We start from the raw sequence: 13554 nt of genomic DNA, 5'->3' as shown, positions 1-13554 counted from the left end.
CTTGCACCCAAAGAAACCATCTTGAGCAATGTTCTAGGTGAATTTCTCGACCCCATCGATGCACTTTTTACTATCTTTTTCAGCATTCTCTTTGCTCTGCTCTTCACGCTTTCCTATGGCATTTTGATCCATCACGGGGTCATCTCATCTTCTTTTGCACGTGGATATGGACAAGAGTTATTTCTTACCATCATAGGGGCGGTCACCGCCTGGGGGATCATCGACGGCGTTCTCTATGTTCTGGGCGAGAGTCTCGCACGGCGTGAGCGCTATCGGTTGCTTCAGTATGTTCAGACCAGCAACAGTGAGGAAGAGGCCACGACCGCCATTGCGTATGAGCTCGATTTCATCCTTGAGCCGATAACCAGCGACGAGCAGCGACACGCTCTTTATCACGACATTCGTGCCTATCTGAGCCAGGCTGAACCTCAGGCGGTTGGCATACAGCGCGAGGATATCGTTGGTGCAGTGGCAACCGTGTTCCTATACGTCGCTGCCGTGCTTCCCTCGCTGCTGCCGCTGTTGCTGCTGCCTGATAACACCGCACTAGCGATTCGCATCTCTAACGTTGTGTCATTTATCGTCATCTTTGCTACGGGCTACAATTGGGGGCTTCACACCGATATGAATCCGTGGAAAATGGGCTTGCTCCTTGCCTCTGCTTGCCTGGCGATGGTTCTGGTAGCAATCTTGCTAGGCGGCTAGCCCTCGCTTCGGCCCCGCCGAAGGAGAGCCGTCGCAGCCTGCGGCTGGTACGCGAAGGTTAAGCGCAGCACGGCAATGGCGGCCCCCCAGAGCACCCAGATCAGAATGGCGGGGCGCACCATCCCCCAGGTGACGGCATCAAAGATCCCGTGGACAAGCAGCGCAGCCTGGGCAGCAACGAGGCCGGCGGCAAAACCGGTGGCAAAGCGATCATCGGCGTCAATGGCGCGCTGAAAGGCATGCAACGCCGCGCCGATCACCACAAAGAGCGTCGCTAACCAGGCGAGCAACCCCGGGATGCCAAGATCTACGCCCACCTGCAGTACCAAATTATGCGCATGATCCTGCGCCGTCACCGTCTCAAACGGATAATACTGCTCCACGGCAGGGTAATAGAGCCCCATGCCCACGCCGGTGACCGGGAAATCACGTATCAAGCGGATCGCTCGATCCCAGATCTCTATCCGGGCGGGGAGATCCTTATCGGTCACGCGATCAACGTCAGGAATCTGCGCCTCGATCAGTTCCCGATAGGGGATCTGATCGGGTGCCCCATAGACCTCAATCAGGCGGCCCTGGCCGACCATCACCACAAAGAAGAGGATGATCATCCCGGCAAAGACGAGGCGGCGCGCATAGAGATAGAGCATCAGTAAGACGACCAGCGCCGCGCCAAGCCCAAGCAAGGCCCCGCGTGACTGAGTGAACAAGAGCATCGCGCCAATGGGCACCAGGATGGCCAACCAGGGCAAACTCAGCCACCAGAGCCCGCGCAGATTAAAGAAGAGCGGAGCTGCAATCACAGGAAAGAGCACCGCCAGATACCCTGCCATCACATTGGGATTGACACTATCTTCGAGCAACGGCGCGACCTCAGGTGGAATGCGCGCATTCAGATAGTCGGCCACCCCGGTCAAATCAATCTCGTACGGCGTATCAGAAGGTTGGCCATAGACCTCGGGAGGGATGAAGGGCAACTTGGTTGACGACCAGGTCACACTGATGGTAGCGCCAAGGGTCAACACCACCCCCGCGAGCATGATGCCAAAGGTCAGTAGACCAAAGTGAAAATGGCGCACGGCCCAGTTGACCAGCGCATAAAAGAGAGCCATGCCAAGCAGCAGGCGCATCACCTGCACCTCGGTGATCGCAGGCTGTTCCGAGATCGTCAGGCTAAAGAGGGCCATCGAGGCGAGGGCAAGGATCGTGAGATCGGCGGGCGTGCGCACACTCGGCACCCCCAGGGCAAACCAGCGCAACGCGAGGCCTGCGAGGGCGACACCGAGCGCCAGCGGAAAGACCTGCTCGGTCGCGACACTGAGCGCGGCCACTGCCGCCACCGCAACAAAATCAAGACCGATAAGATGACGAGCGAGCCAGCGCAAAAAGGCGATCATACAGGTACTACTATTTGCCAATGCAAAATTGCGAGAAGATCAGATCGAGCAAATCATCACCAACGCTCTCGCCCGTGATTTCACCAAGCGCATTGAGCGCCGCCAGCAGATCGCCACCGAGCAGGTCAGTGGGATCATTGGCGTCCCAGCCTGCCAGGGCAGCGGCCAGGTATTCATAGGCGCGGCGCAGGGCATCGTGATGCCTGGGATTGCTCACCAGGCGGGCTTCGCCGGCGGCAAGGGGCGCATGGCCCCCAAGGAGTACCTGGACAAGGCTTTGAACCAGGGTCTCAAGGCCTTCGCCGGTCGCCACCGACGTAGCGACGGTGGCGGCGAGGCGGGGATGCTCAAGGTGCGCGGCAATGCTAGCAAGCGACGGCGCCGCAGGGTGTTGCTGGTCAAGCTTATTCCAGACAAGCAGCGTCGGCTTGTCAGCGGTTAGCCGGGCGATCATCAGATCCTCATCTTCGACGGGGCGCGAGGCATCAAAGACAAGCAGGGCGAGATCGGCCTGGGCGAGTGCCGCCCGTGAACGCTCGATGCCCAGCCGCTCAACGAGATCATTACTCGCGTGAATGCCTGCGGTATCAATCAAGACCACAGGAATGCCGTTGAGATTAGCCGTCTCTTCGAGCGTATCGCGGGTCGTACCAGGTACCGGCGTCACAATCGCCCGGTCGCTCCGCAGCAACGCATTGAGCAGGCTCGACTTGCCGACATTGGGTTGCCCAACAATCGCCACCCGCGCCCCGTGGCGATAGACCAGGCCCTGGGGTGCCCCTTCCAGCAACGAGGTGACCGTCTGAAGACTCGTACGAAGGCGCGGCCCAATATCTTGTGGTTCAACCTCATCTTCGGGAAAATCAACGATCACGGTCACATAGGCGAGCAGTTCAAGCAACACCGCGCGTACCGCCCGCACCTCGCGGGCCAGCCAGCCACCAAGCTGCGCCTGCGCCAGGGCTAGACCAGCGTCAGTCTGCGCCCGAATAACATCCAGCGTCGCCTCGGCCTGCGAAAGATCGATGCGCCCGTTGAGAAACGCCCGCAGTGTAAACTCACCGGGACGAGCGAGGCGCGCCCCGGCATCGAGGCAAGCCTGCAACGTCTGTTGCACCGGCAACGGCCCCCCGTGGCACGAAAACTCAACCACATCTTCGCGGGTAAAACTCTGTGGGGCCCGCATCACCGCCAGCAGCGCCTCATCAATAACCAGGCCGCTTGTCGGATCGACCACATGCCCATAGCGCAACCGATAGCTTCGGAGCGGCCCGGGGCGCACCGGGCGAAAAAGACGGGACGCAAACGCAATTGCCTCGGGGCCACTCATGCGCACCACCCCGAGGCCCCCCTCGCCGGGAGGGGTCGCGATAGCCACGATTGTATCCTGTTCCATGCAACGTCCTGCCGCAACGGGCCAATTCAACCACCACCCAGCCCATCTTTGCGCAGGTCATTGTAGCACACCCGGTTGGCGCACTCACACCGATCCCGTCTCGTTTTCATCAATTGCCCCATAGGCAACCCCGGCAGCGCCAACCCAGCGCCAACAAGCATGCTCAACCCACGCTTGCAAATACTGATGCTAAGGCATGGTTCAAACGAGCTTGACCGTTTGTGGTGATCGTAGTGCCGACTTCAGTCGGCTGAGTAAAAAGCCGACTGAAGTCGGCACTACAAACGGGCAAGCAAGCATACCCCATGCTGAAACATGTCTAAACCAGCGTTTCAAGGTACGCACGCACGTGACCAGCACATGGGCGCCGTGTCACCTCAGGGTCAAGCATCGCCTGGAGCAGATCCCCAAAGGCCCCCAGTTGCTTGAGCTTAGGAAAAGATCCGGGGTGCATCCGCGGATCATCATCGGTCACCAGGTGATATAACGTCGCGCCAAGGGCAAAAATATCACTCCGCGGTTCAGTTTCACCACGATACTGTTCGCACGGAGCATAGCCACGCGTACCATAATGCCCCGTCTGCCCATTGCGCACCATTGGTTCATAGCCCACACCAGAAGGGTGGGCCGTGCCAAAATCGACTAACCGGATCAAGCCATGCTGATCGATCAAGAGATTTGCCGGCTTAATGTCGTGATGCACAACGGGATAGGGCTGCACCAACGCAAGATATTCGAGAGCCCGACAGAGATCGATGGCCCACTGAAGCACCTTCGCCTGTGCATAGGGCGCACCAGGCATGAAATGACCGTAAGCATCATTGTGCGTCAACTGATCCTCTAGATCCTTGCCAACGATATATTCCAGGATAATATACGCATCGCTATCATCTTCGAAATAATCATAGATTCTGGGAAAAGCCGGATAATCAAGGCTTGCGAGCGTACACGCCTCATCCTGAAACATCGCCCTAGCTTGACGGCGGTTGCGCGGATCGCCCGAGTCACTATAGTTGCAGATCATCTTTACAATGACGGGTCGATCAAAAAGGTTATCATCGGTAGCAAGATACAGCTTACCCATACCGCCGTGCGCAAGGGTGCGCTGAATGCGGTATCGCTGATTGAGCACCTGGCCCGGAACAAACCGAGCGAGCGGATGCAGGCGATGTCCACATTTCTTACAAACGTGAGCCTCAGCACGCATCGCTTGACCGCAATGTGCACAAACGACAAGGCGGGTGAGATGCACGGAATTGATCATAGTAGCCCCTGTTACAGGTCAAGGATGATGGAATTGGGAACAGGATGGGTAGCAACATAACTGAAGAGAGCGTAGATGGTGATGCAACTTCGGATGATCATTCCTAAAACAGAAAAACTCTTGAATTAACTGCTGCAAATAATGCACTTCATCAATTATAACAAGAAGTTATTACAATAGTAATATCAGAATCACATCATAACAAGATCTTGAACAAGACTGCAAATAAGAATACACGACTCGTAATGCCGACGTTAGTCGGCTGAGCGGGAAGCCGACTAACGTCGGCACTACGGTATCGCTGCGGTGCCCACCGGCCGCCCCTGGGTGCCCGCGTGCGCGGGCATGGCGGGCACCCGTGACTCGCCTCTGGGTGCCCGCGTGCGCGGGCATGACGGGCACCCGTGGCTCGCCTCTGGGTGCCCGCGTGCGCGGGCATGGCGGGCACCCGTGTCTTGCCTCTGGGTGCCTACGTGCGCGGGCATGGCGGGCACCCGTGGCTTGCCCCTGGGTGCCCGCGTGCGCGGGCATGGCGGACTGCACGGGAACCGTACATTACCAACTACGCATCACAGCGACGGTGATGAACCTCAATCGGCGGTCACTTCGCGCTCGCTCGCGACCGGCTCGGCGATATAGCGTGTTTGTTGCAACGGGCGACGCAGGCCGCTCTTGACGCTGACGATCTGATCTTGCAGGTTGCGCCGGAAGAGAATGCTGGTGACGAGGTTGACGAGTTTGTTGCGGTTGAAGGCCACCCGCGTGACGATGGCAGGCCAGGCATACATGCCGAGGAAGTGATTGAGATAACGCAACTGGTATTCCAGCGGATCATAGTTATCACACCGCACCACCAGATTGTGCGCCGTATACTTGTCCCAATCCTCATCAACAATCAGCCCCTTCTCTTTATACTCACGGTAGAGCTGGGTTCCAGGGTAGGGCGTGATGATCGAGTAGATCGGCATCATGAGCCGATTGGCCCGCACAAAATCCTCGGTCGCCTGCATATCTTCGTAGGTATCAATGGCCGGATTGGTCATAAAGTTGCCCTGAATATTCAGGCCAGCTTTGCGACACGTGGTAATAATCTCGGCATACCGTTGGGCCGAATTGGTGCGGCCCTTGTTGTAGGCCTTGAGCGTCGCCTGATTCACCGACTCGAAACCCACCAGGGCCATCAGACAACCGGCCCGCACGAGCAAATCGACGGTTTTGGGATCTTCGAGAAAGTTAATGCTGATAAAACTACTAAACTTGATATCGCACTCAGCCAGGATCTCGAGGATCTCCCAGGTGCGCTGTTTATTGACCCCCAGGTTTTCGTCGGTAAACATAAACCAGGGCGTCTTGCCATACCTGCTTGGCTTGAAGAAGACCCGTTTGGCCTCTTCGATCTGGGCTCGGATCGTCTCGGGCGATTGGATCCGGTAGAGGCGCCCGGTAAAATTGGGCGTCACACAGAACGCGCAGGTATAGGGGCACCCGCGGGTCATATAAATCGGGATTGATTTGCGGGCGTCAACCTGTTCCCGTTTGCTTGCAGCAAAAATTCGTGCATAATGAAGAGGAGGAACTTCATTCACCGGCGGAAAGTCGCTCGCATCATACCGGGGCCGCAAACAACCGTCGGCGACATCCTGCAAGACTTGCGACCACAGGTGCTCGGCTTCACCACAGACAATGGCATCGGCATGGGGCTTTGCCTCGGCATAATTGAACGAGACATGCACCCCACCGAGCACGACGGGAATGCCACGCTGACGGAACTGATCCGCGATGGCATAGGCCCGATTCACATTCATCGTACGGGTGGTAATGCCAACCAGATCATACGGTTGGTTGAAATCAATGGGATCGCCAAATAACTCATCAACGAGTTCGAGCGTATGTTGAGGCGGCGTGATACTTACCAGCACCCCGATCGCCATTGAAAAGAGCGCCTTCTGGCTGCTTGCTTCTTCTTTGTGGCCTTTGGGGGTGATGAGCAAAATCCGCAGTGGGCGCAAAGCTTCGGACGGGCGGAGTATTGGACGGTCAGACGGAACAAGGGCAATTGCGCCCTGATTAGCTCCTTGGCTCACAGGGGCCTCCTCACAATGACTTGACACAATCTTGCGCCATTATAACGCGGCTGTACTTATATGTACAGAGGTTCAGGGCCAAGACTGGCGATTTAACAACAATGTTGCGAGGCTTTGCGTGTAAAGGTGTGGGGTTCCGCACCTAAAGGCAAGCATAAATATGTCTGTAGACGAGAAACCTTCCGGGCCGTTGGAATTGCTAGCGTCGGCCCGTGATAAATACACCCTGGCGATGGCGCGTGTACGCCACAGCCCACCCGAATTGGCCTTGCTCAGTTTGCATGGGAGCCTTGAAGATGCGCTGCGGGCGTATGCGCTACGGTTGCCGTTACCCGAGGCGCGTGCCCCCTTTGGGCAATTGCTTGAGGCGATGAAGGCGCTGCCACAGGCAGCGTTGAGCCCGGCTGAAGCCGAGGGCATCAGACGCATGCACCGCCTGCGCGCCCGCGTTGCGCAGGGTGAGGCACTTGCGCTGACGGGGGAAACGATTGCGACCTATCATCGCCTAGTGGCCCGGTTGTTGCAACGCTATGGCATTGTCGTTGTGGCGCCTGGTGATGAGGTGAGCGCCACGCAAGCGCTCGCACTTGAAGCGCTCGCAGGCGAAGAGACGCGCGCAACCATCCCGCTGCACGCCGCACCTGGGGCAAAAGCAGCACGCCCACCCCAACCCAGGCCACCTTCATCAGACGCATCCGGACGTTCGCCCCAACAAACTGCCGGGGAACCGCCACGGCGCTCGCTTCGTCCCGGCCAACCGAGTAGTGCAACGAGCGAACTGCCCATCGCCCGCGAGCTACGTGCGCAGCGCGGGCCGAGCTATGCGAACCTTGAGCGGGCCGAGCAATTGGCCGATTTCTGGGCGCGCTGGCAGGGTTGGATGTTGCCAATCATCATTATTCTCAGTATTTTGCTGGTTGGTTTTGTAATCTCGATCAGTCTCCAGCAAATTCGCTCCAGCCAACCTGTGTTACCGACGACAGCGAATGTCCTGGTAGCGACTGCCACACTTGAGTCGGCGGCAACCAATGCAACCGAGGCGGAGCCAGCGAATGACCCGCCTATGGAACCACCCGCAACCTCGGTTGATGGACTGGCGCTTGGGCGCACCGTCTATGTGCGTGCTGATGCCGGAGCGCTCAACCTGCGGTTGAGGCCCGGCACCAGTGGCGATAATGAGGTTCAGACGATCCTTATGCCAGGGACGGCAGCCGAGATTATTGCCGGCCCGGTCGAGCTTGATGGCTACACCTGGTGGCAAGTGCGCGTGGTGGGCAACGAAGGCTGGTGCGCTGGGCAATTCCTCGAAATTCGTTGAGGATCACAACTGAAGGCGTTGCATCATTGTTCGCGGCTACGCCGCGAACAATGATGCAACGCCTTCACACATGATTTAGGACTGCTATATTTCACGAACTATCACACGACACTTTTAAAATAAAGATAAGATACGAGCTACCAGCATATGCTTTGCCATAGTACTATTATTCTCAGATACACATAGTACCTAGAAGTATCGAACAATATGCCCTATGGCTTCTATACAAAACACGGGTTTTTGCTATACTGCAATGAAAAGGAAGTGATTGACGCAGTGTGATCTTTGTTATCTGAAAACACTGGAGCACGACACTATGACCTATGCCGACTATGCCACCTGGAAAACCACGCCAATCAGCGAGGAACCCTACCTCTCCATCGTGATTCCGGCCTACAACGAAGAGGAGCGGATCATTCCGACGATTGGGGCAATCGCTTCGTACGTGACTGGTCTGGGGTTGCCCTGGGAGTTAATCATTGCCGATGATGGCTCACGGGATCAGACCGCTGCCCTGGTCGAGAGCCTAGAGATGGCCAACCTGCGCCTGCTCCGTGCCGAGCGTAACGGCGGGAAAGGCAGCGCAGTGCGCCGGGGGGTTCTGGAGGCACGGGGACGGTACATCCTCTTTGACGACGCCGATAACTCAACGCCAATCGAGGAACTCCCCAAGCTGCTGAGGAAACTCGACCAGGAGGGCTACGACGTCGCGGTTGGGTCGCGAGCGGTCGGCGGTACCGAAGAGGCCCACAAGAATCTGCTGCGGCGTACCCTCAGCGGAGGGCTACGCTGGATTGTTCGTCACTTCTTCCGCATCGGGGTGCGCGACACCCAGTGTGGCTTCAAGCTCTTCACGCGTGAGGCGGCACATCGACTCTACGCAGCGCAGACGATCGACGGCTTCTCATTCGACCTAGAAATTCTTTACCTGGCTGACCGCATCGGCTACAAAATTGCCGAGGTACCAGTCACATGGATCGACGCCCCCGGCTCCAAGGTGGACACCTCCCGCGAGGTTCAGCGCTTCCTGCGCGACCTTGTACGCATCAAGTGGAACGATCTGCGCGGCGTCTACGCGCAAGCCTAAGCCACACGACGGGTGCTCACCGTGTCAGCCGTAGCAACACAGGAACGCCATGCGCATCGCCATCGTCACACCCTACCCGCCCAGTGCCGGCTCGCTCAACGAGTATGCCTTCCACTTCATCCGCTTCTTGCGCCAGAAGCCCGAGGTCAAAGAGATCTTCGTGCTGACCGACGAACTGCCCGGCGACCAGGCGTACCCCGCCGACACCGACTGGCAGCCCGGCACGGCTACGCTGCGCATCGTGCCCTGTTGGCGGTTTGGGGCGCTTGACAACGCCCTGCGTATCGCACGCACAGCCCGCTCGCTTGCGCCAGATATTGTACTCTTCAACATCCAGTTCGCCTCGTTCGGCCGATCCAAACCGTCCGCCGCCCTAGGCTTGCTCGCGCCGATGATGGTGCGCGCCGCTGGCCTTGCCACCATTGTCCTGTTGCACAATATTATGGAGACGGTGGATCTGAAGAGCGCAGGGTTTGGGGGCAACCCACTGGTCGAGGGTGTAATCAGAGCCTTCGGCACGGTGAGCACACGGATCCTGTTGCGTGCCGACCTGCTCGCCGTGACGATCCCGCGTTATGTCGAAATCCTCGAAAAGAAGTACGGGGTAAGCAATGTGCTGCTTGCGCCCCATGGTGCATTTGACGAAGCACCGCCGCCGACATTCGACGCGCCTCCGGGTCCGTTGCAAATCATGACCTTTGGCAAATTCGGCACCTACAAAAAGATCGAGCCGCTGGTCGCAGCGTTCCGCTTGCTGCAAAAGGTTCGGCAGGATCTTGAGCTCGTTATCGCTGGCACCGACAGCCCAAACGCCCCCGGCTATCTCGAGGGTGTACGTCAGGCGAATGCCGACCTGCAAGGGCTGCGCTTTACCGGGTATGTCGCCGAGGAAGACGTGCCGCGGATCTTCCAAGACGCAAGCGTGGTGGTCTTCCCATACACCAGCACCACAGGGAGTTCGGGGGTGCTGCACCAGGCTGGCAATTACGGGCGTGCGGTCGTACTGCCACAGCTAGGAGATCTGGCCGAACTGATCGCTGAAGAGGGCTACACCGGCGAGTTCTTTACACCAGACGACCCGCAGAGCCTGGCCGACGCCATGACCAGGCTGCTCGACGACCCAGAGCGTCGGCGTGCCATGGGGACACAGAACTATCTCGCCGCCTGCGGCCTGCCGATGGCCGAGGTGGTTGAGTGGTACCTCATCCACGCCGCAAACATTCTTGCGATCCGCGCCGCACGTGGTCAAACCTCTGGTAGGCTCCCTACGTTTGGTCACCGCTAATTCCGAAGAAAGAGATACGTTATGGCTCTCACCACGCGCACCGTCGGCAACGTGACTGTACTAGAGCTTACCGGACGCTTCGACGCACACATGGCGCCTGCCCTTCTGGAATGGTATGGGAAGCTACGGACAGCTCAAGTTGTAGTCAATCTCGCGGGGGTGAATTTCATCGACTCGAGTGCGCTCGCGGCGCTGACCGGGGGCATGAAACGCTGCCGCCAGCAGAAAGGAGACCTGAAGCTTTGCGCACTGCAGCAACCCGTCCAGGTCATTTTTGAACTGACCCGCATGAACCGGGCGTTTGAAATCTTTCCCAGCGAGACCGAGGCGATCGCATCCTTTACCCATTGAAGGGGTGCATGCAAGGCCGAACATCTACCCTGAGACCGTCCCGACGGCACCTTCTTCTTGAAAGCATTCAGGTCATACATACACATGGACACAGCGCAAGCTCGCGACGAAGCGACAGCAGGCCCCAATGCTCAGGCCAACCGAGAGGCGAGCTTGCGTGACCAACTGCGCCAGCAAAAGCGTGAGATCGAGGAACTGGCGGGTCAACTGGTTGAAACCCAGGATCTTCTGCTGGCAATGTACGACCTTTCGCAGGCGACGCGCAGTCACCTGGGCCTCGGCGAAACATTGCGCCACCTGGCCAATGAGGCGACACGGTTGGTGTGTGTCGAGGGTGCAATTCTGTGCGTAGGCCCGACGATTGTGCATCACCCTACGGCGCTCATTGACGACCTCAGCCTGTTCAACCACCTGGAGATCGTGGAACAACGCGGCACCGACCTGATCCTCAACCCTCTCCAGGCTACGCTACCCACTGGCATCACGAATATCTGCTTTCTGCCAATCAACCTTCAAGGGAGGCTGAACGCAACGCTTGTGCTCATCAATCGTGAGGGAAACTTCACCGCACCAGATCTGAAGCTCGGACGGGCCATTGCCGAGCAGGCGGGTGCCCACATCGAGCACGCCCTGCTCTACCAAGAGACGCTGGCCCAGACAAGACTCCAGGCCGAGATGGACGTCGCACGGCGAGTGCAACTCCATCTGTTGCCCCAGGCTCGGCCCAACGTGCCAACGCTCGATATCTACGCTGATTCACGACCGGCGCTGCAGGTAGGCGGCGACTTCTACGACTTCGTAAGCGAACCAGATCGGCCACTCCTGCTGCTGCTAGGCGACGTGGCCGGTAAGGGCATCTCGGCGGCAATGATCATGGGCCTCGTCCACACCGCAACACGCAGCGCAGCGCGCTTTATGCCAAACCCGACCCCGGCCAAGGTACTGAGCCGCACCAACAACGACCTGTACGACGACCTGACCCAGCTCGACTCCTTCATCACCGCCTTCATCGCTCAGTACATACCCGAGCAGGAGTTGATGCGCTACGCGAATGCCGGGCATGCACCGGTCATCTACCGGCCTCCAGAGGGGCCAGCGCGGCTTGTCGAAAGCGATGGGATTCCGCTTGGCGTGCTGCCGATCACGTTGAGCGAAGACCACACCTTCGAGTTCGGTGCGGGAGCGCTGCTCGTCGTAACGACTGACGGCTTCAGTGAGGCCCACGACGCGAACGGAGTTATGTTCGGGTACGAGCAACTGCTCGAGCTCGTGGATGAATTTGCCGACCAGCCAGCCCAGGTGATCGCCTATGGTCTGTACAACACCATCGATAGTTTCACCAACGGACAACCCCAGGAAGACGACCAGACACTCATTATCATTAAAGGACTCGGGAAGGGTGGCGCATCGTGAACTTGCAAGCTGACGACCTGAAGCTCGATCTCCCAGCGACGAACAAATATCTCAACGTACTGGGGGCTTGCCTTGACGCCTTCATTGCACGCATCGAGGAGGTCGAAGACGCCCGCATTACGTCATACAACGTCGAGCTTGCGGTCAACGAGATCGTCGCCAACATCATTAGGCACGCCTATGCCGAGTGCCCTGGGGGGCGCGTCAGTATCGTGCTCCGCCTGATTCAGGAACCTGAGCCGCGCCGACTCTTGATCGAGTTGAGCGATACCGGCATCGCCTTTGACCCTGACACCGTGGCCGAGCCAGATCTGGATGAGATCCAGATCCACGGCTACGGCCTGTTCCTGGCGCGCAGCCTGATGGATGCCGTCTCCTACATACGACGGCAGGATTGCAACGAGTGGAGCCTCACCAAGTATCTGTAGGAGCAAATGGCTATGAACCTCAACCTGAGCGAGCACATTGTCCGGACCGTCGTCGTGGCCCCCACCGAACGGATCGACGCCTTTAGTGCACCTGGCTTGCGCACCGCGCTTGACCAGCAACTCACCAACGGGGCCAAGCGCTTCGTTCTCGACCTCTCGAACGTCCCGTTCCTCGACAGTGCGGGCATGGCCGTGCTGGTGAGCTTGATGAAGCGGGCACGCGAACGTGGCGGTGATGTGCGCCTGGTCTGGCCAACCGAGGAGGCAGCCCGTCGCATCATCAAGCTCACGAAGTTCGATCGGGTCTTCTCGATGTCCGACACGGCCGAGGCGGCGCTGGCCGACTTCTAACATTCGAAGGGGATCCAGGAAGCCATGGCAACAATTCTTGTCATCGACGACTCGTCCGTCATCCGCCATCTGCTCAGCCACACGCTCACGCACAACGGCCACCATGTGATCACCCTCGCCTGTGGAGACGAGGCCCTGGGCTTGCTAGAGACCGAGGCTGTCGATGTGGTCATCGCGGATCTGGAGATGCCCAGCATGGACGGCATCACCTTGCTCAAACACATCCGGAACGGCGAGCGAACGTGCGAGATTCCGTTGCTTATGCTCACCGCAAGCGGTAATGAGCAGGATCGCGAGGACGCGCAGGCTGCCGGGGCCAACGGGTTCCTAACCAAACCCGCCAGTTCACGGGATCTGGTCGCGGCAGTCGATCGATTGCTCCACGCGAACCGCAGTGCTCTTTCGAGTACGGAGTGCCGACTTTAGGCGTCCTTAGGCGGCCTCAGCCGCCTGAAGTCGGCACTCCCTGTTTACC

13 protein-coding genes are annotated in these 13554 nt (G+C 58.4%); 9 read left to right on the top strand and 4 right to left on the bottom strand.

Annotated features, from left to right (window positions below):
- The first annotated feature begins 21 nt into the window (after positions 1-21).
- A complete protein-coding gene (locus EYB53_RS04285) occupies positions 22-705 on the top strand; it encodes a hypothetical protein (RefSeq protein ID WP_135476992.1) in 684 nt (227 codons plus the stop codon).
- Here EYB53_RS04285 and EYB53_RS04280 read toward each other — a convergent pair.
- The 4 genes from EYB53_RS04280 to EYB53_RS26565 form a co-directional block, all read right to left on the bottom strand.
- Positions 702-2102, bottom strand: a complete 1401-nt coding sequence (locus EYB53_RS04280) for an O-antigen ligase family protein (protein ID WP_135476991.1) — start codon at positions 2100-2102, stop codon at positions 702-704. The two genes, EYB53_RS04285 and EYB53_RS04280, sit on opposite strands and share 4 nt — an antisense overlap.
- Positions 2103-2112: 10 nt before the next feature.
- The gene (mnmE, locus tag EYB53_RS04275; RefSeq protein ID WP_135476990.1) at positions 2113-3498 is read right to left on the bottom strand and encodes a tRNA uridine-5-carboxymethylaminomethyl(34) synthesis GTPase MnmE; all 1386 of its coding nucleotides are present in this window, start codon (positions 3496-3498) and stop codon (positions 2113-2115) included.
- A gap of 319 nt (positions 3499-3817) precedes the next feature.
- Positions 3818-4705 (bottom strand): serine/threonine protein kinase, encoded by an 888-nt coding sequence (locus tag EYB53_RS04270; RefSeq protein ID WP_256439659.1) that lies wholly within the window; start codon positions 4703-4705, stop codon positions 3818-3820.
- Positions 4706-5352: 647 nt separating this feature from the next.
- On the bottom strand, positions 5353-6846 hold the full coding sequence (locus EYB53_RS26565) for a B12-binding domain-containing radical SAM protein (protein WP_371879064.1): 1494 nt from the start codon (positions 6844-6846) through the stop codon (positions 5353-5355).
- A gap of 160 nt (positions 6847-7006) precedes the next feature.
- On the opposite strand from EYB53_RS26565, the gene EYB53_RS04260 reads away from it, so the two are divergent.
- From EYB53_RS04260 to EYB53_RS04225, 8 genes are all read left to right on the top strand, one after another.
- Entirely contained in the window at positions 7007-8164 is a 1158-nt protein-coding gene (locus EYB53_RS04260; RefSeq protein WP_135476988.1) for an SH3 domain-containing protein, read from the top strand.
- A gap of 316 nt (positions 8165-8480) precedes the next feature.
- Complete coding sequence (locus tag EYB53_RS04255; protein WP_135476987.1) at positions 8481-9251, top strand: dolichyl-phosphate beta-glucosyltransferase; 771 nt, start codon at positions 8481-8483, stop codon at positions 9249-9251.
- 49 nt (positions 9252-9300) lie between these two features.
- Entirely contained in the window at positions 9301-10536 is a 1236-nt protein-coding gene (locus EYB53_RS04250) for a glycosyltransferase (protein ID WP_135476986.1), read from the top strand.
- Positions 10537-10557: 21 nt separating this feature from the next.
- Entirely contained in the window at positions 10558-10887 is a 330-nt protein-coding gene (locus EYB53_RS04245) for an STAS domain-containing protein (protein WP_097654788.1), read from the top strand.
- Positions 10888-10971: 84 nt separating this feature from the next.
- On the top strand, positions 10972-12300 hold the full coding sequence (locus EYB53_RS04240) for a PP2C family protein-serine/threonine phosphatase (RefSeq protein WP_135476985.1): 1329 nt from the start codon (positions 10972-10974) through the stop codon (positions 12298-12300).
- Positions 12297-12728: an ATP-binding protein gene (locus EYB53_RS04235; RefSeq protein WP_167857249.1), complete on the top strand. Its 432-nt coding sequence runs from the start codon at positions 12297-12299 to the stop codon at positions 12726-12728. Before EYB53_RS04240 ends, EYB53_RS04235 begins: the two co-directional genes overlap by 4 nt.
- 12 nt (positions 12729-12740) lie before the next feature.
- Positions 12741-13079: an STAS domain-containing protein gene (locus tag EYB53_RS04230; protein ID WP_167857248.1), complete on the top strand. Its 339-nt coding sequence runs from the start codon at positions 12741-12743 to the stop codon at positions 13077-13079.
- A 24-nt stretch (positions 13080-13103) separates the two neighbouring features.
- Positions 13104-13505, top strand: coding sequence for a response regulator (locus EYB53_RS04225; protein WP_135476982.1), 402 nt, complete (start codon positions 13104-13106; stop codon positions 13503-13505).
- Positions 13506-13554 lie beyond the last annotated feature (49 nt).

The sequence above is a fragment of the Candidatus Chloroploca mongolica genome, from assembly GCF_004762035.2.
In the GTDB taxonomy this organism is placed as follows: Bacteria; Chloroflexota; Chloroflexia; order Chloroflexales; family Chloroflexaceae; genus Chloroploca; species Chloroploca mongolica.
This window is presented reverse-complemented; position numbering and strand designations above follow the sequence as displayed.